Origin of the sequence: Methanocaldococcus bathoardescens (assembly GCF_000739065.1) — an archaeon.
Taxonomy (GTDB): Archaea; AGJL01; Methanococci; order Methanococcales; family Methanocaldococcaceae; genus Methanocaldococcus; species Methanocaldococcus bathoardescens.
The window spans coordinates 1,342,636-1,368,407 of sequence record NZ_CP009149.1; the positions used below are offsets into that span (position 1 = coordinate 1,342,636).

The window sequence follows — 25,772 nt, forward strand, 5'->3', positions numbered from 1 at the left end:
ATTTAACCTGACAGTCTCTTTTGAAATAGTGAGAACATGCATATAGTAAAAATTGGTGGCTCTCTAACTTATGATGCAGAGCCATTATTAAAGGCATTAAAAAACTATGCAAAAGAAAAAAATAAGAAGATAGTTATTATTCCTGGTGGAGGAGAATTTGCAAATGTTGTTAGAAATATAGATAAAGCTCTAAATATCTCAAACTCACTATCTCACAAACTTGCTATAAAATGTATGGATTTAATTGGAGAGGTTTATGCTGAAATTGGAGATATAAAAGCTTATGATACATTATTTGATTTAAAAAGAGAGATAGAAAAAGAAAAGATAGCTATATTATTACCTTCAAAAATTTTACTATCAACAGATATTGCTGAGCATTCTTGGGCTATAACATCAGATTCATTAAGTTTATATATAGGAAAGTTATTAGATGTTAGGGAAGTTATAATAGCAACTGATGTTGATGGCATATATGACAAATTCCCAGGAGGGAAACTATTAAATATTATTAATGCAAATGACATTAAAGGTTCAACATCTGTAGATGAGATCTTTCCAATTCTTTTAAAAAAATTTAAAATGAACGCTTACGTTGTTAATGGTAAATATCCAGAGAGAGTTATAGATATTTTAGAAGGAAAACACAACATATGTACGAAAATTATTGGAATAGAATAGATAAAATATACCTGCACAAACCTAAGAGGCATTGTCCCTTTAGGGGGCAATGCATCCGTTTTGATGGGAACTTTTCCTAAAAGTTCCATACAAAAAATTATTTGGGTGGGAGAGATGAAATACATTTGCATAAGCTGTAATGCTGAGATTGCTCCAAGAGAGAAATCAACAAAATTCCCATGTCCAAACTGTGGAGAAGTAGAGATTGTAAGATGTGAGAGATGCAGAAAATTAAACAACCCATACAAATGTCCAAAATGTGGATTTGAAGGCCCATAAATCCAAATTTCAATAATATGTGGTGAGAGAATGGCAGCTGTATTAGCAAAAATAAAAATTATGCCTACAAGTCCAGAAGTTAATAAAGAAGAGTTAAAAGAGAAAATTAAAGAAGTATTAGAAAAGCAAGATGTTGCTATAAGAGGATTATTTGATGAGCCATTAGCTTTTGGTTTATACGCTATATACACCGTTATTGAAATGGAAGAAAGAGAAGGAGGAACAGAACCAATAGAAAATGCTTTAGCAGAAATTGACGATGTTGAGAGCGTTGAAACAGTAGAAGTTTCATTGGCATAAATTTTACAACTTTTTTTGGATATTAAGCTAAAAATTATTTTTGTTTTATTGTTTCCTATTTATTCGTAAATTATATATAACACTTTAAAAATTTTATATTCTTACATTCTAAAATCTCTAACTGCTGTTGATGAGATATTCATAGTTTAAATAGCATAAACAGACCGCAAATAAATAATAACTATCATAATTTAGAAAATAAGTTATCCCAGAATGCTTCGATGATAATTTGATATTATATAATTTTGAAACAATGAGGCATTCTGGGTTATTGGTAGTTGAACATAATAAAAGTATATAAACTTCTTATAATCTAAGATTAGTTAAACCATTTTAAGCTTAAGGGTGATAATGATGGGTAAATTAAAATACAAGATACAAGTCAATCCTGAAAAAACAGCAAGGGCTATGGGAAGAAATATTCCAATATCAAGAAAACATGCAAGAGAGATATGTAAATCAATAAATGGAATGAAATTGGATGATGCTATAAGGTTCTTAGAAGATGTTATTGCAATGAGAAGACCAGTTCTCTTTAGAAGACACTGCAAGAAAGTAGGGCACAGAAAAGGTAAGCTTGGCTGGCCTGCTGGTAGATACCCAGTTAAAGCAGCTAAGACAATCTTAAAGATATTACAGCACGCTAAGGCAAATGCTGAATACAAAGGTTTAAACACTGAAAAGTTAAGAATAAAACATATCTCAACAAACAAAGGAATAACAATCAAAAGATACATGCCAAGAGCATTTGGTAGAGCTACACCTAAGTTCCAAGAAACAGTTCATATACAAGTTATCTTAGAAGAATACCACTAAAAAATGAGATATAAAGGTGGAAGTCCATGATAGAAAGAACATTTGTTAAAGAAAATGTTAAGAGATTGTTAATTGATGAGTACTTCAAGAAGGAGTTAAGCAGAGCAGGATACAGCCACTGCGATATAAGAAAAACCCCTATAGGAACAAAAATCATTATATATGCTGAAAAACCAGGTTTTGTTATTGGTAGGAGAGGAAGCAGAATTAGAGAATTAACAGAGAAATTAGCTAAAGAGTTTGGTGTTGAAAAACCACAAATCGATGTTAAACCAGTAGAAAACCCAGACTTAGATGCTCAAGTTGTTGCTCAAAAAGTAGCTCAGTCATTAGAGAGAGGATTGCACTTCAGAAGAGTTGGGCACACTGCAGTAAGAAGAGTTATGAATGCCGGAGCTAAGGGAGTTATAGTTATTATTTCAGGTAAATTAACTGGAGAGAGAGCAAGAACAGAGAAGTTCATGGCTGGATACATGAAACACTGTGGAGAGCCAGCTGAAGAGCTTGTTGATAAGGGAAGAGCAATAGCAAAAACAAAGCCAGGGGTTATAGGAGTTACAGTAAAAATCATGAGACCAGATGTCTTATTACCAGATGAAATTATAATTAAAGAAGATGCAGAAGTAAAACATGTAGTTGAAGAAGAGCAATAAAGGTGAGGAAATATGGCTATATTAAGAGCAAGTGAATTAAGAGAAATGTCAATAGAAGAATTAAAAGAAAAACTCGTAGAATTGAAAAGAGAATTGTTAAAAGAGAGAGCAAGTAAAGCAGTTGCTGGAGCTCCTTCAAATCCAGGTAGAATGAGAGAAATTAGAAGAACAATAGCGAGAATATTAACAATAATGAATGAAAAGAAAAGAATGGCTTCACAGTAATAACAAAAATTAAACCAAAATATTCAAGGAAAAATTTAAATACCTTATCTAAATATTATTTACTATACTCAATTACTTAGATGGCATATAAAATACAGAGGTGCAGTGATGCCAGAAATTTGTCCAAGATGTGGATTACCAAAAGAATTATGTGTTTGTGAAGAAATAGCTAAAGAAGAACAAAAAATAAAAATATATGTTACAAAAAGAAGATTTGGTAAATTAATGACTATAATTGAAGGTTTTGATACAAGTGTTATTGACTTAAAAGAGCTTGCTAAAAAATTAAAAGATATTTGTGCTTGTGGAGGGACTGTTAAAGGAGATACTATTGAACTTCAAGGAGACCACAGAAAAAAAGTTGCTGAAGAACTTGTTAAAATGGGATTCTCAAGAGATTCAATTGAAATTAGATAAATTTTAACTTTTAACTTTTTAATTTAATTTTATTTTGACTTAATAAAATAGAGGGGGCGAGGATGCCCTTAAAAGGGCACACCCCGTCCCCGTAAAACGGTTGGGGCATCATGATAACTCCACACAACATACTTAGGCATGAACTTATAGGGCTTAAGGTAGAGATTGTTGAAGCAAAGAACAAAGCGATGGTAGGGATTAAAGGGAGAGTTATTGATGAAACAAGAAATACATTAGTGATAGAAAAAGAGAATGGCAAAGAAGTGAGGATTCCAAAAGATGTTGCAGTGTTTGTTTTCCAATTAAAGGGATGTAAAGTGAAGGTTGATGGAAGATTGCTAATAGGGAGGCCAGAAGAGAGATTAAAGAGAAAGATAAAGATACTTTATCCTTACTAATAATATTATTAGAACTCTTTTGCCCCAACCGTTAAAGTAATATATAGGTTTCTATTTATTTAGTAGCCACATCCCTATAAACAATATTTTAGCTTTAACTCTCTATAACCCTATGTTATTGATAACAAATCTAAAAACCTAAATGATAGGAGGTAAAAACATGGCAGCAAGAAATATTGGAATTCCAGTTAAAGCTCCAGAAGTAGAATGCGATGATAAAAACTGCCCATTCCACGGGACTTTGCCAGTAAGAGGACAGAGCTTTGTTGGAGTTGTTGTTAGTGACAAACCACAAAAAACAGTTATTATTAAGAGAGAGGTTGTAAAATACCTCAAAAAATATGAAAGATATGAGAGAAGAACAACAAAATTAGCAGCTCACAACCCACCATGCATAAACGCAAAAGTTGGAGACATTGTAAGAGTTATGGAATGCAGACCAATAAGTAAAACAAAAGCATTCGTTGTAGTTGAGAAATTAGGAAGAGTTGATGAAATTAAAGGAGAAGAATAAATTTGATTCATAAATCTAAAAGGTGAAAAACTATGAAAGCAATTGGTTCAAAACCTGTAAGAGGATTACCTGTTGGAGCAAGATGCATTTGTGCTGATAACACCGGAGCTAAGGAAGTTGAAATTATAGCTGTAAAAAACTACAAAGGGGTTGCAAGAAGATTACCAACAGCAAGAGTAGGAGATATGGTTGTAGTTACAGTTAAAAAAGGAACACCAGAGATGAGAAAACAGGTTTTGCCAGCAGTTGTTATTAGACAGAGAAAAGAAATTAGAAGACCAGATGGAACAAGAGTTAAGTTTGCAGATAATGCAGTTGTTATAGTAACACCAGATGGAAACCCAAAGGGTTCAGATATTAAGGGACCTGTTGCTAAGGAAGCAGCTGAAAGATGGCCAGGTATTGCAAGAATTGCTAAGATAATTGTATAAACCAATTTAAACAAATCTTAAAGGTGAAAAATATGGCTTTTACAAAGTCAAAACAGCCAAGAAAACAAAGAAAAGCGTTATTTAATGCCCCACTTCACTTAAGAAGAAAAGTTATGTCTGCAATGTTATCAAAAGAGTTGAAAGAAAAGTTAGGTAAAAACGCTATCCCAGTTAGAAAGGGAGATGTTGTTAGAATAATGAGAGGAGATTTCAAAGGATTAGAGGGAGAGGTTATCAAAGTTGATTTAAAGAGATACAGAATTTATGTTGAAGGAGCTAACAATAAAAGACAAGATGGAAGAGAAGTTCCATACCCAATCCATCCATCAAATGTCATGATTATTAAGTTGTATGATAAAGATGAAAGAAGATTTAAACACATTAAAAAGTAAATAAGGTGAAAGGATGGCAAAAAAAGGTCCAAAAAGACATTTAAAAAGATTAGCGGCTCCAGTTAGATGGGAGTTGCCAAGAAAGGTTCACAAATTTACAGTTAGACCATTACCAGGAGCACACCCAATGAGTGAGTCAATACCATTATTGTTAGTCATTAGAGATGTTTTAAAATACGCAGATAACGCAAGAGAAGCAAAGAAAATCATCAAGATGGGTAAAGTTTTAGTTGATGGAAGAGTTAGAAAAGAAGAGAAATTACCTGTTGGATTAATGGATGTTGTCTCATTACCAGATGCAAACGAAAATTACAGAGTTCTCTTTGATAGAAAAGGAAGAGTTAAATTAAAACCAACAGAAAACCCAGACGTAAAATTATGTAAAATTAAAAACAAGACAGTTGTTAAAGGAGGACACATTCAATTAAACTTACACGATGGAAGAAACATTGTTATAAAAGTTTCAGACCCAACAAAAGCAGAAGAAGATGTCTATAAAACAGGAGACACATTATTAATCTCAATCCCAGAACAAGAAATTAAAGCACACATTCCATTTGAAGTTGGTAAATTAGCTTACATTACAGGAGGAAAACACGTTGGTGACTTTGCAAGAATCGTTGAGATTGAGAAAAGAGGAATTTATCCGGATATAGTCACATTAGAAAACTTAGAAGGAGACAAGTTCAAAACAGTTAAGGATTACGTCTTCGTCGTTGGAGATGAAGAACCAATCATTAAATTATAAACTCTTTATAAATTAGACAATGAGGGAGAAACATGAGCTTTGAAGAATTATGGCAAAAGAATCCGATGTTAAAACCAAGAATTGAAAAAGTTGTTGTTAATTTTGGGGTAGGAGAAAGTGGAGATAGATTAACAAAAGGAGCTCAAGTTATGGAAGAATTGACAGGACAAAAACCAATAAGAACAAGAGCTAAGCAAACAAACCCATCATTTGGAATTAGAAAGAAGTTACCAATTGGATTAAAAGTTACATTAAGAGGAAAGAAAGCAGAGGAATTTTTAAAGAATGCATTTGAAGCTTTCCAAAAAGAAGGTAAAAAATTATATGATTACTCCTTTGACGATTACGGAAACTTCTCATTTGGTATTCATGAACACATTGACTTCCCTGGACAAAAATACGACCCAATGATTGGAGTTTATGGTATGGACGTTTGTGTTACATTAGAGAGGCCTGGATTTAGAGTTAAGAGAAGAAAGAGATGCAGAGCTAAGATTCCAAGAAGACACAGATTAACAAGAGAAGAAGCTATTGAATTTATAGAAAAAACATTTGGAGTTAAAGTTGAGAGAGTATTGTTAGAAGAGGAAGAAGAAACACAATAAAAGGTGATGTAGATGGCAAAAAAACCATGGAAAAAGAAGTATGGTTATGGAATTAGACCATGTCAAAGATGTGGGCATGTAGGTCCAGGTTTAATTAGAAAGTATGGATTAAACCTCTGCAGACAATGCTTTAGAGAAATTGCTCACAAATTAGGATTTAAAAAATTAGATTAAACCAAAACACTCAAGCTCTAAATTAAAAATTCTTAATGGAGGGAAAACATGAGTTTAATGGACCCACTAGCAAACGCATTAAACCATATCTCTAACTGTGAGAGAGTGGGTAAAAAAGTAGTTTATATAAAACCAGCGTCTAAATTAATTGGAAGGGTTTTAAAAGTTATGCAAGATAACGGTTACATAGGAGAGTTTGAATTTATAGAAGATGGTAGAGCCGGGATATTTAAAGTTGAGTTAATAGGGAAGATAAACAAGTGTGGGGCTATAAAACCAAGATTCCCAGTTAAAAAATTTGGATACGAGAAGTTTGAAAAAAGATACTTACCAGCAAGAGACTTTGGTATATTAATTGTTTCAACAACACAGGGAGTTATGAGCCACGAAGAAGCAAAGAAGAAAGGATTAGGAGGAAGGTTGTTAGCTTATGTATATTAAACACGTTCTAAATTAAATTTAAATTTTGAGGTGAGTTTATGCCAGTTGCTGCCTATATTGAGGAAAGGGTAAAAATCCCTGAAAATGTTCAAGTTGAGATAAACAACAATGAAGTTGTTGTAAAAAGTGGAGGAAAAGAGTTAAGAAGAAAATTTGAGCATCCAAAAATTGTAATTAAGAAGGAAGGAGATGAAGTTGTTATATTTTGCGAATATCCAAGAAGAAAAGATAAAGCTATGGTTGGAACTATAAGAGCTCATATAAACAACATGATTAAAGGAGTTACAGAAGGATTTACATACAAATTAAAGATTAGATACGCACACTTCCCAATGAAAGTTAGCGTTAAAGGTAATGAAGTTATCATTGAAAACTTCTTAGGAGAGAAACACCCAAGAAGAGCAAGAATTATGGAAGGAGTTACAGTTAAGATTAGTGGAGAAGATGTCATAGTTACAGGAATTGACAAGGAAAAAGTTGGGCAGACAGCTGCTAACATAGAGCAGGCAACAAGAATTAAAGGAAGAGACCCAAGAGTCTTCCAGGATGGAATTTACATTGTAGAGAAAGCTGGAAAAGCTATCTAAATAAAAATTTAAGCGAGAGGGGAAATTATGAACAGGCTATTAAGATTAAGATTTAAATTAAAAATGAAAAAGCCTGACTTTATAAGGCAAGAAGCTCACAGACACAAAAGATTAGGAGAGAAATGGAGAAGACCAAAAGGAAGACACAGTAAGATGAGATTAAAGTGGAAAGAAAAACCACCTGTTGTTGAGATTGGATACAGAGGACCTAAAGCAGTTAGAGGTTTACACCCAAGCGGATTAGAGGATGTTTTAGTTTACAATGTAAAAGATTTAGAAAAATTAAATCCAGAAACACAGGGAGCAAGAATTGCTTCAACAGTTGGTAAAAGAAAGAAAATTGAAATTATCAAAAGAGCAAGAGAATTAGGAATAAGAATATTAAACATCTCACAAGAAAAACAGGAAGAGTTATTAAAATTAGCTGAAAAACAAAATGAAAATAACGAATAAATTATTTTCCATAATCACTGTTGGCTTCCTTAAAGATAATTTGCTTTTATCATAGGTGATAATTATGAACGTATCTGTTCAAAGGAGAATGGCAGCTGAGATATTGAAATGCGGGATAGAGAGAGTTTGGATTGACCCAACACAATTAGAAAGAGTTAAAATGGCTATGTCAAAAGATGACATAAGAGCTTTAATTAAAGAAGGAGTTATTAAGAAGAAACAGAAAAAAGGAATTAGCAGTGCAAGAGTTAAAAAATTAAAAGAGCAGAGAAGAAAAGGTAGAAGAAGAGGTCCAGGTTCAAGAAGAGGGGCCGCTAGAGCAAGAACTCCACAAAAAGAAAAATGGATGGCTACAATTAGAGCTTTAAGAAAAACACTCAAACAGTTGAGAGATAGTGGAAAAATCGATAGAAAAGTTTACAGAAAACTTTACAGAATGGCAAAAGGAGGAGCATTCAGAAGTAGAAGCCACCTCTTCCTATACATGAAAGAACACGACCTTTTAAAACAATAAAACAATTTTTAGCAGGAAGGTGAGGAATCATGGCAACAGGTCCAACTTATAGAGTTAAATTTAGAAGAAGAAGAGAGGCAAAAACTGATTACAGGAAAAGATTAAAATTATTATTATCAAGAAAACCAAGACTGGTAGCAAGAAGAACATTAAACCACTGCATTGCTCAAATTGTATTGTACGATGAGAAAGGAGATAGGACAGTTGTTTCAGCTCATTCAAGAGAGTTAATTAAATTAGGTTACAAAGGACATACAGGAAACTTGCCATCAGCATACTTAACAGGTTACTTATTAGGTAAGAAAGCATTAGCTAAAGGCTATATTGAAGCAGTTTTAGATATTGGATTGCACAGGGCTACAAAAGGGGCTGCTGTATTTGCAATATTAAAAGGAGCTTTAGATGCTGGAATGGAAATTCCACACGGAGAGGAAATATTACCATCAGAAGACAGAATAAGAGGAGAACACATAAAAGCTTACGCTGAAATGTTAAAAGAACAGGATGAAGAAAAATACAAGAAACAGTTCTCAAAATACTTAGAAAAGGGATTAGAACCAGAAAAATTGCCAGAACACTTTGAAGAAATAAAGGCAAAGATAGACAGCATGTTCTAAAGGTGAGATGATGAGATTCAACATAGACGAGTGGGAACCAAAAACCACTGTTGGAAGAATGGTTAAAGAAGGACAAATAACTGATATTGATTACATCTTAGATAACAACTTACCAATTTTAGAGCCTGAGATTGTCGATGCTCTTCTTCCAGATTTAGAAGAGAAAGTTTTAGACGTTAAGTTAGTTCAGAGAATGCACAAGTCAGGAAGAAGAGCAAGATTTAGAGCTACAGTTGTTGTAGGAAACAGAAATGGTTATGTAGGAGTAGGAAAAGGTAAAGCTAAGGAAGTAGGGCCTGCAATTAGAAAAGCTATAGCTCAAGCAAAGAAAAACATTATTAGAGTTAGGAGAGGTTGCGGTTCTTGGGAGTGTGGTTGTGGAACACCTCACTCAATCCCATACAAAGGATATGGAAAGTGTGGAAGTACTGCAATAGAGATATTGCCAGCTCCAAAAGGAGTTGGTTTAGTTGCTGGGGATGTTGCTAAGGCAGTTCTTGGTTTAGCAGGAATTAAAGATGTTTGGACAAAGACATTTGGAGAAACAAGAACAACATACAACTTCGCAATGGCTACATTTGAAGCATTAAAGAGCTTGAACTTTACAAGAACTATGGATAAACACAAGGAGAAATTAGGAATTGTTGAAGGAAGAGTATTGTAAATTAACTTTTCTCATTTTAAAATTGAGGCTATTTTAAAACTTTTATTTTAAATAAGGTGATAGATATGGCTTATGCTGTCATTAGAATAAGAGGGAGAATTGGTGTAAGAAGAGATATAGCAGATACACTAAAAATGTTGAGATTGCACAAAGTAAATCACTGTGTAATAGTTCCAGAAACAGATACATTTAAAGGAATGTTGCAGAAAGTTAAAGATTACGTAACATGGGGAGAAATTGATAAAGATACATTAGTTAAATTAATTTTAAAGAGAGGAAGATTACCAGGAAATAAGAGAGTTAGCCCAGAAATTATAAAAGAGCTTACAGGAATGGATGTTGAAGAATTAGCAGAAAAGATTATAAAAGGAGAAATTAAATTAAAAGAAACACCATTAAAGCCAGTATTTAGATTACATCCACCAAGAAGAGGATTTGAAAGAGGAGGAATCAAAAAACCATTCAGTGTTGGTGGAGCTTTAGGTTACAGAGGAGAGAAAATTAATGAATTATTAGAAAAAATGATGTAAGGTGATGATTTATGATTAGAAAAAAGAAAAAAGTTAAAAAAATTAGAGGTTCAAGAACCTGTGGAGGAGGAAGCCACAAGAAGAGAAGAGGAGCTGGAAACAAGGGAGGAAGAGGAATGGCTGGTGGGCATAAGCACAAATGGACATGGATTATAAAATACATGCCTGACTACTTCGGAAAGTATGGATTTAAGAGACACCCAAGCTTAGTTAAGCAGTTAGAAACAATAAATGTTGGAGAACTTGAAGAAATTGTATTGAAAAACCCAGACAAATTTGAAAAAGAAGATGATAAATTTGTTGTTGATGTAATTGAGTTAGGTTATGAAAAAGTTTTAGGTAAAGGAAAAGTTACAATCCCAATGATTGTTAAAGCAGTAGAGGTTTCAGAGAAAGCAAAAGAGAAGATTGAGGCAGTAGGTGGAGAGGTTGTTGAACTCTAAGTTATTAACAATTTTCTTTTTATTTTTAATTTTTGATTCTGAACTTGAAAAATTTTTAGATGAGGGGAGAGTATCTTTTTTTTCACAAAGAATTAAAGATATTAAAAATTTAAAGAATAATTTAAAAGAATTTACGAGATACCAGCTGATTTTTACACTCAGCATATTTTCTATTTTTCTATTTTATTGTTCCATTTTTAGCCCATTATAAGATTAAATTTCACTAAAAATTTATACTTCCATTAACAAATTATTGATAAAAAACTCATTCTTAATACATTAAAAAGGTGAGAACTTGGAAGAATATATGAAAAAACTAGTTCCAATATTGGAAAAGATTCCTGAAGTTGAACTGCCAATTAAAGAAATATCATTCAAGGAAAAGCTTAAATGGACCGGAATAGTTTTAGTTCTATATTTCATTATGGGAACTATTGATATATATACAGCAGGAGCTCAAATTCCAGCCATATTTGAGTTTTGGCAAACAATTACAGCATCAAAGATGGGGACTTTAATTACCTTGGGTATTGGGCCTATAGTTACAGCTGGAATTATCATGCAGTTGTTGGTTGGGGCTGGAATTATCCAAATGGATTTATCAATACCAGAAAACAGAGCTTTATTCCAAGGATGTCAGAAGCTTTTATCTATAATACTGTGTTTTGTTGAGGCAGTTTTGTTCGTTGGAGCTGGAGCATTTGGAGCTTTAACACCATTGTTGGCATTTTTGATAATTATCCAGATTGCCTTAGGTTCAATAATCTTAATATACTTAGATGAGATTGTCTCAAAATATGGAATTGGTTCAGGTATTGGGCTGTTTATTGCTGCTGGTGTATCACAAACAATATTTGTTGGGGCACTTGGGCCAGAAGGATATTTATGGAAGTTCCTAAATTCATTAATTCAAGGGATGCCTAACATTGAATACATAGCCCCAATAATTGGGACAATAATTGTCTTCTTAATGGTTGTTTATGCTGAATGTATGAGGGTTGAGATTCCATTGGCTCATGGAAGAATTAAAGGAGCTGTTGGAAAATATCCAATAAAGTTTATCTATGTCTCAAACATCCCTGTTATATTGGCAGCTGCGTTATTCGCTAATATACAACTTTGGGGTTTAGCTTTGTATAAGCTTGGAGTTCCAATACTTGGACATTATGAAGGGGGGAGGGCAGTAGATGGGATAGCCTATTATTTATCAACTCCTTATGGATTAACAAGTGTAATCTCAGACCCGCTACATGCTATAGTATATATGATAGCAATGATTACATTTTGTATAATCTTTGGTATATTCTGGGTTGAAACTACTGGATTAGACCCAAAAAGTATGGCTAAGAGAATTGGTTCATTAAACATGGCAATTAAAGGATTTAGAAAGAGTGAAAAAGCAATTGAGCAGAGGTTAAGAAAATATATTCCACCATTAACAGTTATGAGTTCTGCCTTTGTTGGGCTTTTGGCAGCGATAGCTGATTTCATTGGAGCTTTAGGAGGAGGAACAGGGGTTTTACTGACAGTTTCTATTGTATATAGAATGTATGAACAGATTTTAAGAGATAAGGTAAGTGAGTTACACCCAGCAATAGCAAAATTGTTAAATAAGTGAAGTCATTGAAATTTTAAATCCCTAAAATTTTTAGTGAGGTGAGAATTATGAAAAACAAGGTTGTAGTAATTGTGGGAGTTCCGGGAGTTGGTTCAACAACAGTTACAAATAAGGCAATCGAAGAATTAAAGAAAGAAGGAATTGAATACAAAATAGTTAATTTCGGAACTGTAATGTTTGAAATTGCTAAAGAAGAGGGTTTAGTTGAACACAGAGACCAGTTAAGAAAATTAGACCCAGAAACACAGAAAAGAATACAAAAATTAGCAGGAAAGAAGATTGCTGAAATGGCTAAGGAATCTAACATAGTTGTTGATACACACAGTACAATAAAAACACCTAAAGGTTATCTTCCAGGACTTCCAGCATGGGTTTTAGAAGAATTAAATCCAGATATTATTGTTTTAGTTGAAGCAGAAAATGATGAAATATTGATGAGAAGATTAAAAGATGAAACAAGGCAGAGGGATTTCGAATCAACAGTTGATATTGGAGAGCACATATTCATGAACAGATGTGCGGCTATGACTTATGCAGTTTTAACAGGGGCAACAGTTAAGATTATTAAGAATAGAGACTTCTTATTAGATAAAGCAGTTCAAGAACTTGTTGAAGTCCTTAAATAAATCCTTTAAATTAAATATATTTTAACATATTTTTTTATAACTTTTAAATAACCAAATTTTAAGGTGAATGCATGTTTGAATCCATAACAAATGTATTCTATACTACATTGGATGCAATTTTCATGCCCATAATAAAAGTTTTACATCCAGCTTTAGCAATTTTAATTATCGCAATAATTGTTTCTCTAATTATAAATACAGCCACAAAACTTTTAGTAGACCAGGAAAGAGTGGCAGAGTTAAAAAAGGAGATTCAGGAATTTCAGGTTAAATTTAAAAAGATGTCTAAAAATCCTGAAATGTTAGAAAAGCTTCAAGAAGAACAACAGAGAATTATGCAACTCAATGCTGAGCTAATGAAAATGAGTTTTAAGCCGATGATATACACATGGATTCCAATAATTTTAATATTTATTTATTTGAAGCACGTTTATGGATTTGGTGGGATTTATCAAGAGCTAAATCCTGATTGGAATGGGGTTGTTGTATATTTACCAACAATATTATCTAAGATTTTGCTTATTGATTTCTGGCATTGGCTTGGTTCAATATTTTACAAAGGTGGATTTAAAATAGTATCTAATACTGCTTTAGGATGGTTAGGTTGGTATATACTCTGTTCGTTTGTAACATCAACCGTTTTGAGGAAAATATTTGGAATAAAATAATAAAAAAATAAAAATAAAATCTAAATTAAATTATTCTTCTTTTTCATTATCTACTTCTTTATTTTCCTGTTTTTCTTCAACCTTTAAAAATTTACTTTTCTTCTTTTTCTCTAATTTTTCTCTATCTAATTGAAATTCTTCCCCAATTTTAATTACGTAATCGGCAATATTCTGTAAAGCTGTTGAAAATCCTGGTTCAGCTCCTATGACTATAACCTTTTTCCCCCTTTCTTTTGCCTTTCTGATTGCTGGAAGAAAGTCAGCATCTCTTGTTACATAGGCAATGGTGTCTATATTTGGATTAAACACGAGCTCAGTAGCATCAACAGCCATTTCAACATCTACATCTCCAGCAGATATTTTTGGCTCAAAACCTTGATTTATAACAGCCTCTATTAACTTATCTGATGCATATTGATTTAAATAAACTCTACCAATAACAATATCACCAAATTCACTTAAAACTTCTCTAATTTTATCCAAATCAATATTAAATTCTTTTCTAAGCATGTTTGGACCATCAATTAATAGTGCAATTTTGTGTTCTCCCTTTCTTTTTCTCGCCTTTTCGTAAATTTTACTTGTCAAACTTTCCAACTTTTTCCACATAATTTCACCAACATTGAGTAATAAAAAATAATTAACTAACACTGTTAAACGAAACGGAATATATTTATAATATATGTGGCAAAATGATAATTTATATAATATGATTAAATAACAATAAATAACTTTATGGGGTGATTTCATGTATAATTGTCCATACTGTGGAAAAGATTGTGTAAATGAAGCCGCAGTTAATATTTACTTAAATATGGTTGAAAAATTCTTTAAATATCAAAATAAAGAAAGTAAAATTACTTTTGAAAGATATCCAACAGTCGGAGAAGTTGGAGAGTGTAAAGAAACTGGTGGAAGGATATATCTCTGCCCTTACTGTAAAAAACCATTTAAAGCTTACTATGAAAAAGATAAAGTTACTATAACATGCCCAAACTGTAATGAAACTCTCTGCATACCAGCAACAAATAGGACATTCTGCTAACTTAATTTTAAAAATCATCCTCTTTAATCTCATCAAACTTATATTCAAAGCTATTTTTTAGGAAGAGTTTAAACTCTTCTGGAGTATAAATTGGTTTTTTGTATAGGATATAATCATCTAACACGATTCTTGGGCATGCGACTATTATATAGCAATCAACATCATAGAATAAAATTTCTGGAGAGAGATTATCAACAACTATTGGGATATAGTTGATATTATTTTCTTCCAATAATTTTATAATTTCATCAAAGACATTTTTCCTACACTGTCCTTTTTTTGTTGATAAAACAACTCCAACCTTTTTTGGTTTATTTAGCATTAATTTGGACACTGCCAAAATTCTCTTTTTTATAAATTTATTAATCTCTTCTTCAGATATCTTATCAAAACACTTGGAAACAGGGTTATATATGAAAACCTCTCTTTGATACTTGTAAGCAATCATTAAAGGATGAAATCTTCCAGTTCCAACAAATAATATAACATCCCCTTCTTTAACTTCCCCTCTACAACCTAAAATTATACTTGGATTGAAATCCTTTAAAAGTTTTTTATATTGGATGGTTGTTGCTATAGCAACTTTTTTTCCTTCATTTTCATGTTTTTCTATAAAGTTTTTTATGTCATTTAGAATTTTTTCTTCTTCATCTTTATCAAATACGTGATATGCAGGAATAAAGAGAGTTTTAATCTCTGGCTCTGCGTAGCTTAGTTTTTCATGCCCGTAATGGACAATTAAATCAACATTTAAGTTTTTAATATAGTTGTCTATTAAATCACAGGCACCAAAGCAACTACCGCCCCATAGATATATTTCAACATTTTTTCCTTTCTCTTTAAAATATTTTTTAATTTTTTCAATTTCTTTTTCAATAGGTAGTTTTAAACCTTCTGGAGCTTGAAAAACCACTTTTGGATTCTTTTTATTTAAATTTTCGATTTCTTTTATAACTCTTTCTGTTTCTAAATCAAACATGACTATCACGCAAAAGATATTTAACAAGATACTTAGAGAGTTATAATTCAATGTCAAAATGTCAATTTAATAAATATTAAACTTTTGGTGACACAATGGCAGAGTTTATAATGGTTGTTGGAACATCATCAAATAGTGGAAAAACAACAATAACTGCAGGATTATGTAGAATTCTATCAAATAAGGGCTATAAAGTAGCCCCATTCAAATCTCAAAATATGAGTTTGAATTCAAGAGTTGCAAAGGAAGATGGAGAGATTGCGATAGCTCAATACACTCAAAGTTTAGCATGTAGGGTAGAGCCGTCAGTCCATTTTAATCCAATATTATTAAAACCAAAAGGTAATTTCATTTCTCAGGTTATAGTTCATGGAAAGCCATACAAGGATATGAACTACAATGGATATAGAAAGAATAAAGATTTCTTTTTACAAAAAATTAAAGAAAGTTTGGAAATTTTAGATAAAGAGTATGATTATGTTGTTATGGAAGGTGCTGGAAGTTGCTGTGAAATAAATTTGTTGAAGGATGATATAGCAAACTTAAGGATAGCTGAGCTTGTAAATGCTAAGGCAATTTTAGTTGCAGATATTGATAGAGGAGGAGTTTTTGCTTCAATATATGGAACTATAAAACTTCTTCCAGAAAATTGGAGAAAGCTTATTAAAGGGATTGTGATAAATAAATTTAGAGGAAATGCAGAGGTTTTAAAAGAAGGAATTGAAAAAATTGAAGAGTTAACTGGAATTCCTGTTTTAGGTATAGTGCCTTATGATGAAAATCTCGTCTTGCCAGAGGAAGATAGTCAAGTTTTGCAGAGTATGAGAAGTTTTGGAAATGTGAAAAGTGGAGTAGAGATTAATGTTGTTAGATTTTCAAAGATATCAAATTTCACTGACTTAGACCCATTAAGATACGATGCATTTATAAAGTTTATTGATTTTGATGATGATATTACTGGAGATATTTTAATCCTTCCGGGAACAAGAAGTTCAACAAAAGAAGCGTATCTTATGAAAGAACATAACTTTGATGAAAAAGTTTTAGAATTTTTGAAGGATGGAGGGATTGTTATCGGAATATGTGGAGGTTATCAAGTCATGGGAAAAGAGCTTATTGATAAACAAAAAAAAGAATCAGATGTTGGAGATATTGATGGTTTGAAAATTTTTGATGCAAAAACATATTTTGGAAATGATAAAGTAGTTAAAAACTCTTATGGTTATTTAAATATGGACAATAAAACATTTAGAGTTAAGGGTTATGAGATACATGAAGGGATAACGTATTCAAATGAAAAACCACTTATAAAGGTTGAAAGAGGCTTTGGAAACTGTGGAAATGGTTTTGATGGCTCTATTAAGAAATTTGGTGATGGATTGGCTATAGGAACATACTTTCATGGAATATTTGAAAATTATGAGTTTAGAAATTATATTATTAATTTAATTAGAAGAAGGAAAGGTTTGGATGAGATTGATGGAGATTCTTATAAAGATAGCATAGAAAAAAGTTTAAATTACTTTGCTGAAGTTGTAGAGAGAAATGTTAATTTAGAGCCATTGGGTATTTAAATAGAATAAAACTATTTAAAATAAAAAAATAAACTGGGATACAAATGGCAGAGATTAACTTAAGAGAGTTAAAGAAATATGCAAATCCATTCTTTTTAACTATAAGGAAGGACAAAATTTTAGTTAATAACAAGAGAATGGCAAGGTTATCAAGAACAAAGATGGATAAAATTGAAGAAGAGTTTGGGGTTCCAGTAGTGTATTCAAAAACTTATGAATATGTATCAACAAAGGTTGGGAGATTTATTAATAAGCATAAAATCATAGCTCCAAGGGATGTTGTTATAGTTGGGTTGAGTGGAGGAAAGGATAGTTTATTGTTGTTGCATTTATTGGAGGTTTATAGAAGGAAATATGGAATAAAATTGATGGCTGTCACTGTAGATGTGAATATTGGAGGGATTAGGCCTTGGAGTGAGGATAAAGAGGGAGTTAAGTTAATAAAGCATCACTGTGAAATGTTGGATGTCCCTCACTTAATATTAAAAAATGATTTGGATGTTGTTGAATTATCTGAAATATTAACAAAAAATTCCAAAGGAATGGAGTTTTCTCCTTGCTTCTCATGCTCTGTAATTAAAAGGCGTTTGTTGGGAAAATTGGCTAAAGAAATTGCTGAAAAGGAAAACATCCCTCATGAAAAAGTTAAGTTAGCTTATGGACATAATTTAGATGACAATTCAGATACAATTTTAGCTAATATTTTTAAAGGAGAGAGATTAAAGTTTATGAGGCCATTAACGAGGTTTAAATACAACGAGGTTGATTATCAGAGCTTTAAAATTCCGTTGGAGGAGTGCATAATCATTAGACCTATGCTTCCTGTGTTGGAGAGAGATATAATAAAAGCTCTCGAAGAGTGTGGAATAGAGTATTACAAAGATAAGGATATGTGTCCATATAGTAGAGATAGAGGAGATAGTGTAAGAAGGAGATGCCACGAAATTTTGGAGAAGTTGGAGGATGAAATACCAAACATTAGGGAGATGGTAGTTAGCTCTGCTTTAAAAACAGTTGAATATTATAGCAAAAATCCTTATGATGAGGGTAGTATTTAATTTAACTTATTTGGAGGATTTTTAATTTAATTTCTAAGGAGTTGTATATTTGGAATTGTTTTTAGATTTTTTATAAATTAGCCAAATAAAATTTCCCCAACTAATAAATCAAATCTTTATATTAGAAAGATAAAGAAATTTTTAAATATAAGTAGGTTTATATTGTGGGATGGTTATTCATCCTTAGAAAAATAAGGCATAGAAAAGCTTAAATATAGGAAGAGTTTAAAACTATTGTAGTGGATATTGCCCCTATTAAAATCAGACCTCTTGGAGGATGGAAATACTATCACTTTTACGTGCTGTGTATCTTCTATCTAAATATCTATTAAAATCAGACCTCTTAGAGGCTGAAGACAATCTTAAATCTTTAAATTTGTTTGCTATTATCAAAAAAAGCTTAATTAAAAAAATTATTTAAAAAAATCTTGCTCCCTGCTTAGTTCCTCTTTTTTTCAATATTTCACTTACTTTGTTCATAATCTTCAATCTGCCGAGATACCATTCTGGAGATACCTTAATGTTTTCTGGAACTCTGTCCTTAGATAATCTTTGAATTAGCACATAAGGAGACAAATGCTCTAAAAAATCACAAACTAAATTTATATATTGCTTTTCATCTAAAGTTTTGTATTCTCCTTTCCAATACAACTCTTCCAATTTTGTGCCTTTAATGACAACTAATGGATAAATTTTAACTGCTTCAATTTCTAATAAAGATAAGATTTTTGCAGTTTCCATCATCTCTATCCAAGTTTCCCCAGGTAGAGCTAAAATTACATGACCACAAACTTTTATTCCCCTTTTGTGACATTCTTTTATTGCTTTTATTATATCAGATACATTATGCCCTCTATTTAAAATATCAAGTGTTTTTTGATGCATACTTTGAATTCCTAAATCTATCCAAATGTCATAGCCATTTTCAACATACTCAGCCAATATATCAAGTTTTTCTTTTTCTAAGCAATCTGGTCGAGTTCCTATTGATAATCCAATAACATCTTCATAAGATAGGCAAAAATCCCAAATTTCTTTTAGTTTTTCTACTGGTGCATAGGTATTAGTTCCGGGATAAAAATAGATGCAGAATTTTTTAAATCCCTTCTTTCTTTGATTTTCCATTTGTTTTTCAATTTGCTCTTTTAATGGGATTTTTGCATTGCAGTATTTAACAGATATCGGCCTTCCCATTTTTGGACAATATATGCATCCATTATTTTTTTTGTGGGGGCAGGAAAGACCAATATCAACAGGAATTTTGAAAATTTTCTGTTTGAATTTTTTCTTTATGTAGATTCCATATTGTGCAAATAGGTGGCCTTCATTATAAATTTCATCAATTATCTTAATATCTTCATCATTAAACATAATAACCCCCAAATTAAATGACTAATAAAATAACTATACTAATAATATGGTTCATTACATTAATATAAGTTAATCTCAAATATTAGCATAAAAGGTTGATTGATTATTTAGATTTGACTATTTAATAATTATTTAATTAATTATTTAGTTCAATAGATGAAAATAAGAATGTTAATGAATAAAAGTCATGAAAAAAATAAAAAGTCATGAATTTAAATCAAAAAATTCTATAAGTAGAAAAAAATAAACAAGAAAATGCTTAAAAAATAAATATATGAAATATAGTTTTTTGTAAATTGAAAATTAAACTTAAAAAGGCATATTTGAAGCCCAATAAGGCTTCACATCTTCCTTATTCATTCTAAGATATTTTGCAAAAAACTATAAATGAACCTATTAAAAAACTTTTGGAAATCTAAAACATAGTTAATAAACATAGTTATCTATTTATTAAGGAAATGGCATTATACAAACATAATAATTTAAGGGATATGCGGTGATGATTATGGAACTTCACATAGACGAGAAAAGGTTGTTAAAGATTTTTCAAGATAATAATAGAGAGGAGTTTGATTTAAATGAGTTAGAAAAGTTTATGCCTAAAGAAAAGATTTTAAGAGTGGCTTTATGGTTATCTGGTAAAGGTTTAGTAGAAACAGAGGAGAAAGTAAAAAAAGTAATAAAACTCATTAATGAAGATGAGTTTCCAGAGAGAAAGATAGCTAAATATTTAAAGCAACAAAACACAAATGAGATTGAAATTAAGAATTTAAAAGATATTTTACCAAAAGAAGAAATTAATGCCGCTTTAGGAGCTATAAAAAGAAAAGGAATAGCAAAGATTGAAAAAGGAAAAATTATTTTTGAAAATTTGGATTATAAAGATGTTGAAGAAGAGATGTTACAAAAAATTAAAGAAAATAAATATCTTGACGACTTTAATGAAGAAGAAAAAAAGATTATTGAGATTTTAAAAAAGAGAGGATATGTAGATTTTAATGAAGAGAAAGAAATAAAGATAAAATTAACTGAAAAAGGAAAAGAGTTTATAAAAAATCCAATTGAGATTGAGGAAGAAATAACTCAATTAACAAGAGATGTTATAATAAGCGGAAGATGGAAAAAGGCATATATAAGACCTTATGATGTAAAAGTTCCTACAAAGCCAGTATATCCAGCTAAAGTTCATCCATTAACAAGAATTATTAGAGAAGTTAAAGAAATTTTATTGGCTATGGGGTTTAAAGAAGTGAAAAGTCCAATTGTAGAAACAGAGTTTTGGAACTTTGATATGTTGTTTGAGCCGCAAGACCATCCTGCAAGAGAAATGCAAGACACTTTCTTCTTAAAATATCCAAAAGTTGGGAACATCCCAGAAGATTTATTGGAAAAAGTTAAAGAAGTGCATGAGAGGTGCTGGAAATATAAATTTGATGAAAATGTTTCAAGAAGATTGATTTTAAGAACTCACACAACTGCATCATCAATAAGATATTTAGCTTCATTATCAGAAGAAGAAAAAGAAAAACCACACAAAGTATTTTGTATAGATAGAGTATTTAGAAATGAAGCAATTGATTATAAACATTTGCCAGAGTTTTATCAGTGTGAAGGAATTATAATGGATGATAATGTTAATTTCAACAACTTAATTGGAGTTTTAAAAGAATTTTTAAATAGATTGGGCTTTGAAAAGGTTAGATTTAGACCTGCATACTTCCCATTCACTGAACCATCTTTAGAAGCTGAAGTTTACTTAGAAGGCAAAGGATGGTTAGAAATCTTAGGGGCAGGAATATTTAGACCAGAAGTTTTAGAACCAATAGGTATTAAAAAACCTGTCTTAGCTTGGGGTATCGGGTTTAGTAGATTGGCTATGCTTAGATTTGGATTAACAGACATTAGAGATTTGCATAAGAATGATTTAGATTGGTTAAAGAGAGTATAATTAAAGATGTGATTGTAATGGAAGAAACTATTAAAAAAGCTTTTATTGAATCAATCAACAACGTTAGAAGAGGGGATAAAGAGGAAGAGCTAAAAAAAATTCAGGAAAAAATAATTAATGCCAAAAAAATTGTTGCTGCTACAAACAATCAAAAGAAATTTAAAGTAATAAGAGATATTATGTTAAGAGTTTGTAATGCAGAGATAAAGATGCTTGACATAGATACAAGATTTGCTGATTTAACGCGAATGCCAGCCATAACTAAGGGTTTGATAGCTGTTGATACTGAAAGAGCTGATTTATACATTGCGAGAGGAAGATTGGGAGTTCCAGGCTCTGGTTCTATGCTTATAATATTGGATGAGAAAGGAAGAATTTTGACGGCTTCTCTATCACCTTCATCAGTTATTCATAAAGAGGATATAGGGGAGAGAATAAAGAGAGAGTTAATTGAAGCGTTGAGTAGGATTGGAATTTCTATTTAATTTAATATTTTTTCATTTTGTGGAGGTGTAGGGTTATGAAGTATGGGATAACTGAGACAGTAAAAACAATTGATACAAAAACAAAGGTTATCGATGTAATAAATGAAATAGCTAAGAAAAAATACCATGCAATTAGGAATTTCTTAGAGGGAGAGGAATTTAAGGAGGTTGTAATATTTGGGGTTTATTTGTGGGGGAATTATGTAGCTAAAAATCTCTCAAAATATGCTGATAGAGTTTATTTAGTTGATATACACGAATTTATGAAAGGATTTGTTCCAAACAACAACAGCATAAAATTCTTAAATTTAAATGAATTTAAATTAAAGCTTATGAAAAATGAGGTAAATCCTGATTTAATTGTTGATTTGACAGGATTGGGAGGAGTTGAACCAGAATTTTTGGCTAAATTTAATCCAAAGGTTCTTATTGTTGAAGACCCTAAGGGGGTTTTTGATGTTGATATTTATGATGCAGATAACACTTACAAAAGAACAGCCCCATTCATTGAAAAGGCAAAAGTAGGGGTTTTAAAGACCTATAGAAAGGCGAGAGTTTCAAAAACATCTGGGACTATGACTTTAACAATTGATACAATAGTTGATGCTTCAAGAGAAATAACATCATTAGACGGGGTTTTATATGCTATCCCAAATCTAAGGTATTATGAAGGAATTTTATTCCACGAAAATGATATTCACAAATTTTTATCAGAGATTTCACAGCCAGCAATTACTATAAGCACATTAAATGATGTATTAGATGAAGCTGAAGAGATACTTTCAAATAATATTAATTTAATCTACTCTTTTGTTGAAGAGCTTTAATTTCTATTTTAATTTTGATTATTAAAAACTTTTTTGAGGGATACTATGAAAGTTACAATTATAGGAGCTTCTGGTAGAGTAGGTTCTGCAACAGCTTTATTATTGGCTAAAGAACCTTTTATGAAAGATTTGGTTTTGATAGGGAGAGAACATTCAATAAATAAATTAGAAGGGTTGAGGAGAGATATTTATGACGCCTTAGCAGGAACAAGAAGTGATGCAAACATATATGTTGAGAGCGATGAAAACTTAAAGATTATTGATGAGAGTGATATTGTTATAATAACAAGTGGGGTCCCAAGAAAAGAAGGAATGAGTAGAATGGATTTAGCAAAAATAAATGCAAAAATTGTTGGCAAGTATGCTAAAAAAATAGCTGAAATATGTGATACAAAGATATTTGTTATAACAAACCCTGTGGATGTAATGACATATAAAGCTTTGGTGGATTCAAAATTTGAAAGAAATCAGGTTTTTGGTTTGGGAACTCACTTAGATTCTTTAAGATTTAAGGTAGCTATTGCTAAGTTCTTTGGAGTTCATATTGATGAGGTTAGGACAAGAATTATTGGAGAACATGGAGACAGTATGGTGCCATTATTGAGTGCTACTTCAATAGGAGGTATTCCAATTGATAAGTTTGAAGAATTTAAGGATTTGCCAATAGATGAAATTATAGAGGATGTTAAAACAAAGGGGGAACAGATTATTAAATTAAAAGGTGGCTCTGAATTCGGCCCAGCGGCAGCTATTTTAAATGTAGTTAGATGTATTGTAAATAATGAGAAGAGATTATTAACATTATCTGCCTATGTAGATGGGGAGTTTGATGGAATTAGGGATTTATGCATTGGAGTTCCAGTAAAGATTGGGAGAGATGGAATAGAAGAGATTGTATCAATTGAGTTAGATAAGGATGAGTTAATTGCATTTAGAAAATCAGCTGAAATTATTAAGAGATACTGTGAAGAAGTTAAAAATTTATAAATTGGTGTTAGTATGTGGAAGGCTAATATAGGCAGATTAATGCATGCTTTAAATGCTTTTAAGGGTTCTAAGCCATTGTTTGAAACTGATGAGATGTTGATGGTTAAAGGAGTTTGTAGAGATGATGAATTTGAAAAATATGAAGACATTAAAAATTATTTAACTGAAAAATTGAAAAAAGAAGGTTTTGAGATAATAGAGGACGTTGATGAGATAGATAAGTTTGTTAGTAGAATAAATGAGATTTTAAATGAAAATCCTCTCTACCCTGACACTTTTGGTTTTGAAAGAATGAAAGAGAGTTTTGAAATGATTGGATGTGAGTGTGATTACGTTATAGCCAAAAAAAGAAATATAATGGTTGGAGTTTGTATGTATTTTGATAAAAAATTAAAAAATCCAAAATTTATTGAGGTTGTTGGTGTTTTATTTACTAATCTTTCCTAATTTTGCTGTAAATATCTACTTCCATAAAGTCATCTTTAAGGGCGTTTTCTAAAAGTGTGTTTCTGCTATTCATTATATTTTTAATAATGTCATCAGATGCTTTTGAGGATATATTACCTTTTAAGCTTTTTAGCATTTTAATTTCATTATCTATTTTTTCCTCTTGAAGTTTTTTGTATGTCTTTATTGCCTGAGTTTTATCTTTGTTTAATATGCAATATATCCCAATTAATCCAGCAGATGTCAATAACAGCATGATAATAATAATTTCGCCCATAATATGACCCGAATTTATGTTATTTAATTGTTTACAATTTTAAGTAATAATACCCAATTATTTTACTGATAATATTAGATTATTTAGTTATCATTCTTTTTATTTTTTATTATTTTTATCTACTTAGTCGAAAATGTTAAATCTAAACTCATATCAACACTTTTTACTGAATGTGTTAAAGCACCCATTGATATGACATCAACGTTGTATTTTGCATATTCTAAAATATTATCTTCTTTAATTCCGCCACTAACTTCAATTATTGGTCTAAAACCAGTATTTTTTTCAAAATCATCAATTATCTTTAAAGCTTTTTCAACATCTTTTAGCTTAAAGTTGTCAAGCATTATTATATCAGCCCTCTCTCCTAATGCTTCTTTTAACTCCTCTAAGTTGCTAACTTCAACTTCAATCTTTTTTGTAAAGCTAACATTATTCTTAGCTCTTTTTATAGCTTCTTTTATTCCAACTATTGCTATATGATTGTCTTTAATCAAAACACAGTCATCTAACCTAAATCTATGTGTATCTCCTCCACCGACATATATGGCATATTTTTGTAAAGGAGATAATAGAGGAAGAGTTTTTCTTGTGCAGGCAATCCTAACTTTTTTATTCACTTTTCTAACTTTTTTAACTACTCTATTTGTCATTGTGGCTATTCCAGATAGATACATTAGTAAATTTAAAGCGGTTCTTTCAAGCATTAATATTGTTCTCGCATCTCCTTCAAGCTCTAATATGTTTCCATAAGCTTCTTCCCCATCATTAAATAATTTCTTGCATTTTATACCATATTCTTCAAAAAATGCAACAATAAAATCAATACCACAAACAATACATGGTTCTTTAGCTTTAATTACACCTTTAGCTTTTATATCTTCCGGAATTATAGAATTTGTTGTGATATCTCCAAATCCAACATCATATTCCAAAGATTTTTTTAGTATTTTGAGAGCGTAATCTTTGAGCATAAATAT

General features: G+C 31.2%; 38 protein-coding genes. 33 read left to right on the forward strand and 5 right to left on the reverse strand.

Annotated features, from left to right (window positions below; all coding sequences use genetic code 11):
• Positions 1-36 precede the first annotated feature (36 nt).
• The 25 genes from mfnE to JH146_RS07185 all read left to right on the forward strand — a co-directional run bounded on the left by mfnE (position 37) and on the right by JH146_RS07185 (position 13,794).
• Positions 37-681: a [5-(aminomethyl)furan-3-yl]methyl phosphate kinase gene (gene mfnE, locus JH146_RS07060; protein WP_048202310.1), complete on the forward strand. Its 645-nt coding sequence runs from the start codon at positions 37-39 to the stop codon at positions 679-681.
• Positions 682-795: 114 nt separating this feature from the next.
• The gene (locus JH146_RS07065; protein ID WP_048202311.1) at positions 796-960 is read left to right on the forward strand and encodes a zinc finger domain-containing protein; all 165 of its coding nucleotides are present in this window, start codon (positions 796-798) and stop codon (positions 958-960) included.
• Positions 961-990: 30 nt separating this feature from the next.
• Complete coding sequence (locus JH146_RS07070; protein WP_048202312.1) at positions 991-1,260, forward strand: elongation factor 1-beta; 270 nt, start codon at positions 991-993, stop codon at positions 1,258-1,260.
• Positions 1,261-1,614: 354 nt separating this feature from the next.
• Entirely contained in the window at positions 1,615-2,076 is a 462-nt protein-coding gene (gene rplV / locus JH146_RS07075; RefSeq protein WP_048202313.1) for a 50S ribosomal protein L22, read from the forward strand.
• A 26-nt stretch (positions 2,077-2,102) separates the two neighbouring features.
• Positions 2,103-2,729 carry a 30S ribosomal protein S3 gene (locus JH146_RS07080; RefSeq protein ID WP_048202314.1) on the forward strand — a complete coding sequence of 209 codons (627 nt, stop codon included), beginning with the start codon at positions 2,103-2,105 and terminating at the stop codon, positions 2,727-2,729.
• Positions 2,730-2,741: 12 nt separating this feature from the next.
• Positions 2,742-2,954 (forward strand): 50S ribosomal protein L29, encoded by a 213-nt coding sequence (rpmC, locus tag JH146_RS07085; RefSeq protein WP_048202315.1) that lies wholly within the window; start codon positions 2,742-2,744, stop codon positions 2,952-2,954.
• A gap of 108 nt (positions 2,955-3,062) precedes the next feature.
• On the forward strand, positions 3,063-3,371 hold the full coding sequence (gene yciH, locus JH146_RS07090) for a stress response translation initiation inhibitor YciH (RefSeq protein ID WP_012981306.1): 309 nt from the start codon (positions 3,063-3,065) through the stop codon (positions 3,369-3,371).
• Positions 3,372-3,481: 110 nt separating this feature from the next.
• Positions 3,482-3,769 (forward strand): ribonuclease P protein component 1, encoded by a 288-nt coding sequence (rnp1, locus tag JH146_RS07095; protein ID WP_048202316.1) that lies wholly within the window; start codon positions 3,482-3,484, stop codon positions 3,767-3,769.
• Positions 3,770-3,929: 160 nt separating this feature from the next.
• Positions 3,930-4,283, forward strand: a complete 354-nt coding sequence (locus JH146_RS07100; RefSeq protein WP_048202317.1) for a 30S ribosomal protein S17 — start codon at positions 3,930-3,932, stop codon at positions 4,281-4,283.
• A gap of 32 nt (positions 4,284-4,315) precedes the next feature.
• Positions 4,316-4,714, forward strand: a complete 399-nt coding sequence (locus JH146_RS07105) for a 50S ribosomal protein L14 (RefSeq protein WP_048202318.1) — start codon at positions 4,316-4,318, stop codon at positions 4,712-4,714.
• A gap of 32 nt (positions 4,715-4,746) precedes the next feature.
• Positions 4,747-5,106: a 50S ribosomal protein L24 gene (gene rplX, locus JH146_RS07110; RefSeq protein ID WP_048202319.1), complete on the forward strand. Its 360-nt coding sequence runs from the start codon at positions 4,747-4,749 to the stop codon at positions 5,104-5,106.
• A 13-nt stretch (positions 5,107-5,119) separates the two neighbouring features.
• The gene (locus tag JH146_RS07115) at positions 5,120-5,854 is read left to right on the forward strand and encodes a 30S ribosomal protein S4e (protein ID WP_048202320.1); all 735 of its coding nucleotides are present in this window, start codon (positions 5,120-5,122) and stop codon (positions 5,852-5,854) included.
• Positions 5,855-5,886: 32 nt separating this feature from the next.
• A complete protein-coding gene (locus JH146_RS07120; protein ID WP_048202321.1) occupies positions 5,887-6,459 on the forward strand; it encodes a 50S ribosomal protein L5 in 573 nt (190 codons plus the stop codon).
• A 12-nt stretch (positions 6,460-6,471) separates the two neighbouring features.
• Complete coding sequence (locus JH146_RS07125) at positions 6,472-6,633, forward strand: 30S ribosomal protein S14 (RefSeq protein WP_010869970.1); 162 nt, start codon at positions 6,472-6,474, stop codon at positions 6,631-6,633.
• 48 nt (positions 6,634-6,681) lie between these two features.
• Positions 6,682-7,074 (forward strand): 30S ribosomal protein S8, encoded by a 393-nt coding sequence (locus JH146_RS07130; RefSeq protein WP_048202322.1) that lies wholly within the window; start codon positions 6,682-6,684, stop codon positions 7,072-7,074.
• Positions 7,075-7,112: 38 nt separating this feature from the next.
• A complete protein-coding gene (locus tag JH146_RS07135; RefSeq protein WP_048202323.1) occupies positions 7,113-7,661 on the forward strand; it encodes a 50S ribosomal protein L6 in 549 nt (182 codons plus the stop codon).
• A gap of 27 nt (positions 7,662-7,688) precedes the next feature.
• Complete coding sequence (locus tag JH146_RS07140) at positions 7,689-8,114, forward strand: 50S ribosomal protein L32e (protein ID WP_048202324.1); 426 nt, start codon at positions 7,689-7,691, stop codon at positions 8,112-8,114.
• Positions 8,115-8,178: 64 nt separating this feature from the next.
• The gene (locus tag JH146_RS07145; protein ID WP_048202325.1) at positions 8,179-8,628 is read left to right on the forward strand and encodes a 50S ribosomal protein L19e; all 450 of its coding nucleotides are present in this window, start codon (positions 8,179-8,181) and stop codon (positions 8,626-8,628) included.
• 29 nt (positions 8,629-8,657) lie between these two features.
• The gene (locus tag JH146_RS07150; protein WP_048202326.1) at positions 8,658-9,245 is read left to right on the forward strand and encodes a 50S ribosomal protein L18; all 588 of its coding nucleotides are present in this window, start codon (positions 8,658-8,660) and stop codon (positions 9,243-9,245) included.
• Positions 9,246-9,255: 10 nt separating this feature from the next.
• Positions 9,256-9,909, forward strand: coding sequence for a 30S ribosomal protein S5 (gene rpsE, locus JH146_RS07155; protein ID WP_048202327.1), 654 nt, complete (start codon positions 9,256-9,258; stop codon positions 9,907-9,909).
• Between the two features lie 65 nt (positions 9,910-9,974).
• Positions 9,975-10,439, forward strand: coding sequence for a 50S ribosomal protein L30 (gene rpmD, locus JH146_RS07160; protein ID WP_048202328.1), 465 nt, complete (start codon positions 9,975-9,977; stop codon positions 10,437-10,439).
• Between the two features lie 11 nt (positions 10,440-10,450).
• Positions 10,451-10,882 (forward strand): uL15 family ribosomal protein, encoded by a 432-nt coding sequence (locus JH146_RS07165; RefSeq protein ID WP_048202329.1) that lies wholly within the window; start codon positions 10,451-10,453, stop codon positions 10,880-10,882.
• Between the two features lie 307 nt (positions 10,883-11,189).
• On the forward strand, positions 11,190-12,500 hold the full coding sequence (gene secY, locus JH146_RS07175) for a preprotein translocase subunit SecY (RefSeq protein ID WP_048202666.1): 1,311 nt from the start codon (positions 11,190-11,192) through the stop codon (positions 12,498-12,500).
• 47 nt (positions 12,501-12,547) lie between these two features.
• The gene (locus tag JH146_RS07180; protein WP_048202331.1) at positions 12,548-13,126 is read left to right on the forward strand and encodes an adenylate kinase; all 579 of its coding nucleotides are present in this window, start codon (positions 12,548-12,550) and stop codon (positions 13,124-13,126) included.
• 71 nt (positions 13,127-13,197) lie between these two features.
• Positions 13,198-13,794 (forward strand): EMC3/TMCO1 family protein, encoded by a 597-nt coding sequence (locus JH146_RS07185; RefSeq protein WP_048202332.1) that lies wholly within the window; start codon positions 13,198-13,200, stop codon positions 13,792-13,794.
• Positions 13,795-13,824: 30 nt separating this feature from the next.
• Here JH146_RS07185 and JH146_RS07190 read toward each other — a convergent pair whose 3' ends face one another.
• Positions 13,825-14,403, reverse strand: coding sequence for a TIGR00288 family NYN domain-containing protein (locus tag JH146_RS07190; RefSeq protein WP_048202333.1), 579 nt, complete (start codon positions 14,401-14,403; stop codon positions 13,825-13,827).
• A gap of 139 nt (positions 14,404-14,542) precedes the next feature.
• Here JH146_RS07190 and JH146_RS07195 point away from each other — a divergent pair, with 139 nt between their 5' ends.
• Positions 14,543-14,839: a hypothetical protein gene (locus tag JH146_RS07195; protein WP_048202334.1), complete on the forward strand. Its 297-nt coding sequence runs from the start codon at positions 14,543-14,545 to the stop codon at positions 14,837-14,839.
• Positions 14,840-14,846: 7 nt separating this feature from the next.
• Here JH146_RS07195 and dph2 read toward each other — a convergent pair whose 3' ends face one another.
• Positions 14,847-15,818, reverse strand: a complete 972-nt coding sequence (dph2, locus tag JH146_RS07200; protein ID WP_048202335.1) for a diphthamide biosynthesis enzyme Dph2 — start codon at positions 15,816-15,818, stop codon at positions 14,847-14,849.
• Positions 15,819-15,913: 95 nt separating this feature from the next.
• Here dph2 and cobQ point away from each other — a divergent pair, with 95 nt between their 5' ends.
• Positions 15,914-17,392, forward strand: a complete 1,479-nt coding sequence (gene cobQ / locus JH146_RS07205) for a cobyric acid synthase CobQ (protein WP_048202336.1) — start codon at positions 15,914-15,916, stop codon at positions 17,390-17,392.
• A 44-nt stretch (positions 17,393-17,436) separates the two neighbouring features.
• On the forward strand, positions 17,437-18,450 hold the full coding sequence (locus JH146_RS07210; protein WP_048202337.1) for an ATP-binding protein: 1,014 nt from the start codon (positions 17,437-17,439) through the stop codon (positions 18,448-18,450).
• Positions 18,451-18,867: 417 nt separating this feature from the next.
• Here JH146_RS07210 and JH146_RS07215 read toward each other — a convergent pair whose 3' ends face one another.
• Positions 18,868-19,821, reverse strand: coding sequence for a TIGR01212 family radical SAM protein (locus JH146_RS07215; protein WP_048202338.1), 954 nt, complete (start codon positions 19,819-19,821; stop codon positions 18,868-18,870).
• A 505-nt stretch (positions 19,822-20,326) separates the two neighbouring features.
• Between JH146_RS07215 and pheS the strand changes: the two genes are divergently transcribed.
• From pheS to JH146_RS07240, 5 genes are read left to right on the forward strand one after another with little or no spacing between them, the layout of a single operon-like run.
• Positions 20,327-21,769, forward strand: a complete 1,443-nt coding sequence (gene pheS / locus JH146_RS07220; protein ID WP_048202339.1) for a phenylalanine--tRNA ligase subunit alpha — start codon at positions 20,327-20,329, stop codon at positions 21,767-21,769.
• A 17-nt stretch (positions 21,770-21,786) separates the two neighbouring features.
• Positions 21,787-22,254, forward strand: a complete 468-nt coding sequence (locus tag JH146_RS07225; protein ID WP_048202340.1) for a DUF3236 domain-containing protein — start codon at positions 21,787-21,789, stop codon at positions 22,252-22,254.
• A gap of 35 nt (positions 22,255-22,289) precedes the next feature.
• Positions 22,290-23,081 (forward strand): SAM-dependent methyltransferase HcgC family protein, encoded by a 792-nt coding sequence (locus tag JH146_RS07230; RefSeq protein ID WP_048202341.1) that lies wholly within the window; start codon positions 22,290-22,292, stop codon positions 23,079-23,081.
• Positions 23,082-23,126: 45 nt separating this feature from the next.
• On the forward strand, positions 23,127-24,068 hold the full coding sequence (gene mdhB, locus JH146_RS07235) for an L-2-hydroxycarboxylate dehydrogenase (protein ID WP_048202342.1): 942 nt from the start codon (positions 23,127-23,129) through the stop codon (positions 24,066-24,068).
• A 12-nt stretch (positions 24,069-24,080) separates the two neighbouring features.
• On the forward strand, positions 24,081-24,515 hold the full coding sequence (locus tag JH146_RS07240) for a DUF2120 family protein (RefSeq protein WP_048202343.1): 435 nt from the start codon (positions 24,081-24,083) through the stop codon (positions 24,513-24,515).
• Here JH146_RS07240 and JH146_RS07245 read toward each other — a convergent pair.
• Positions 24,502-24,792, reverse strand: coding sequence for a hypothetical protein (locus JH146_RS07245; RefSeq protein ID WP_048202344.1), 291 nt, complete (start codon positions 24,790-24,792; stop codon positions 24,502-24,504). The two genes, JH146_RS07240 and JH146_RS07245, sit on opposite strands and share 14 nt — an antisense overlap.
• 119 nt (positions 24,793-24,911) lie before the next feature.
• Positions 24,912-25,766, reverse strand: coding sequence for a carboxylating nicotinate-nucleotide diphosphorylase (nadC, locus tag JH146_RS07250; RefSeq protein WP_048202345.1), 855 nt, complete (start codon positions 25,764-25,766; stop codon positions 24,912-24,914).
• Between the last annotated feature and the right edge of the window lie 6 nt (positions 25,767-25,772).

Coding starts and splice junctions, on each gene's coding strand:
- mfnE (WP_048202310.1), top strand. CDS start 37: ATGCATATAGTAAAAATTGGTGGCTCTCTAACTTATGATGCAGAGCCA.
- dph2 (WP_048202335.1), bottom strand. CDS start 15,818: ATGTTTGATTTAGAAACAGAAAGAGTTATAAAAGAAATCGAAAATTTA.
- JH146_RS07165 (WP_048202329.1), top strand. CDS start 10,451: ATGATTAGAAAAAAGAAAAAAGTTAAAAAAATTAGAGGTTCAAGAACC.
- secY (WP_048202666.1), top strand. CDS start 11,190: ATGAAAAAACTAGTTCCAATATTGGAAAAGATTCCTGAAGTTGAACTG.
- rplX (WP_048202319.1), top strand. CDS start 4,747: ATGGCTTTTACAAAGTCAAAACAGCCAAGAAAACAAAGAAAAGCGTTA.
- JH146_RS07100 (WP_048202317.1), top strand. CDS start 3,930: ATGGCAGCAAGAAATATTGGAATTCCAGTTAAAGCTCCAGAAGTAGAA.
- JH146_RS07070 (WP_048202312.1), top strand. CDS start 991: ATGGCAGCTGTATTAGCAAAAATAAAAATTATGCCTACAAGTCCAGAA.
- JH146_RS07180 (WP_048202331.1), top strand. CDS start 12,548: ATGAAAAACAAGGTTGTAGTAATTGTGGGAGTTCCGGGAGTTGGTTCA.
- JH146_RS07240 (WP_048202343.1), top strand. CDS start 24,081: ATGTGGAAGGCTAATATAGGCAGATTAATGCATGCTTTAAATGCTTTT.
- JH146_RS07140 (WP_048202324.1), top strand. CDS start 7,689: ATGAACAGGCTATTAAGATTAAGATTTAAATTAAAAATGAAAAAGCCT.
- cobQ (WP_048202336.1), top strand. CDS start 15,914: ATGGCAGAGTTTATAATGGTTGTTGGAACATCATCAAATAGTGGAAAA.
- JH146_RS07105 (WP_048202318.1), top strand. CDS start 4,316: ATGAAAGCAATTGGTTCAAAACCTGTAAGAGGATTACCTGTTGGAGCA.
- JH146_RS07125 (WP_010869970.1), top strand. CDS start 6,472: ATGGCAAAAAAACCATGGAAAAAGAAGTATGGTTATGGAATTAGACCA.
- JH146_RS07145 (WP_048202325.1), top strand. CDS start 8,179: ATGAACGTATCTGTTCAAAGGAGAATGGCAGCTGAGATATTGAAATGC.
- JH146_RS07225 (WP_048202340.1), top strand. CDS start 21,787: ATGGAAGAAACTATTAAAAAAGCTTTTATTGAATCAATCAACAACGTT.
- yciH (WP_012981306.1), top strand. CDS start 3,063: ATGCCAGAAATTTGTCCAAGATGTGGATTACCAAAAGAATTATGTGTT.
- JH146_RS07245 (WP_048202344.1), bottom strand. CDS start 24,792: ATGGGCGAAATTATTATTATCATGCTGTTATTGACATCTGCTGGATTA.
- JH146_RS07230 (WP_048202341.1), top strand. CDS start 22,290: ATGAAGTATGGGATAACTGAGACAGTAAAAACAATTGATACAAAAACA.
- JH146_RS07115 (WP_048202320.1), top strand. CDS start 5,120: ATGGCAAAAAAAGGTCCAAAAAGACATTTAAAAAGATTAGCGGCTCCA.
- rpsE (WP_048202327.1), top strand. CDS start 9,256: ATGAGATTCAACATAGACGAGTGGGAACCAAAAACCACTGTTGGAAGA.
- JH146_RS07210 (WP_048202337.1), top strand. CDS start 17,437: ATGGCAGAGATTAACTTAAGAGAGTTAAAGAAATATGCAAATCCATTC.
- JH146_RS07135 (WP_048202323.1), top strand. CDS start 7,113: ATGCCAGTTGCTGCCTATATTGAGGAAAGGGTAAAAATCCCTGAAAAT.
- JH146_RS07065 (WP_048202311.1), top strand. CDS start 796: ATGAAATACATTTGCATAAGCTGTAATGCTGAGATTGCTCCAAGAGAG.
- JH146_RS07150 (WP_048202326.1), top strand. CDS start 8,658: ATGGCAACAGGTCCAACTTATAGAGTTAAATTTAGAAGAAGAAGAGAG.
- JH146_RS07130 (WP_048202322.1), top strand. CDS start 6,682: ATGAGTTTAATGGACCCACTAGCAAACGCATTAAACCATATCTCTAAC.
- nadC (WP_048202345.1), bottom strand. CDS start 25,766: ATGCTCAAAGATTACGCTCTCAAAATACTAAAAAAATCTTTGGAATAT.
- rpmC (WP_048202315.1), top strand. CDS start 2,742: ATGGCTATATTAAGAGCAAGTGAATTAAGAGAAATGTCAATAGAAGAA.
- rpmD (WP_048202328.1), top strand. CDS start 9,975: ATGGCTTATGCTGTCATTAGAATAAGAGGGAGAATTGGTGTAAGAAGA.
- JH146_RS07080 (WP_048202314.1), top strand. CDS start 2,103: ATGATAGAAAGAACATTTGTTAAAGAAAATGTTAAGAGATTGTTAATT.
- rplV (WP_048202313.1), top strand. CDS start 1,615: ATGGGTAAATTAAAATACAAGATACAAGTCAATCCTGAAAAAACAGCA.
- JH146_RS07215 (WP_048202338.1), bottom strand. CDS start 19,821: ATGTTTAATGATGAAGATATTAAGATAATTGATGAAATTTATAATGAA.
- JH146_RS07185 (WP_048202332.1), top strand. CDS start 13,198: ATGTTTGAATCCATAACAAATGTATTCTATACTACATTGGATGCAATT.
- JH146_RS07195 (WP_048202334.1), top strand. CDS start 14,543: ATGTATAATTGTCCATACTGTGGAAAAGATTGTGTAAATGAAGCCGCA.
- mdhB (WP_048202342.1), top strand. CDS start 23,127: ATGAAAGTTACAATTATAGGAGCTTCTGGTAGAGTAGGTTCTGCAACA.
- JH146_RS07120 (WP_048202321.1), top strand. CDS start 5,887: ATGAGCTTTGAAGAATTATGGCAAAAGAATCCGATGTTAAAACCAAGA.
- pheS (WP_048202339.1), top strand. CDS start 20,327: ATGGAACTTCACATAGACGAGAAAAGGTTGTTAAAGATTTTTCAAGAT.
- JH146_RS07190 (WP_048202333.1), bottom strand. CDS start 14,403: ATGTGGAAAAAGTTGGAAAGTTTGACAAGTAAAATTTACGAAAAGGCG.
- rnp1 (WP_048202316.1), top strand. CDS start 3,482: ATGATAACTCCACACAACATACTTAGGCATGAACTTATAGGGCTTAAG.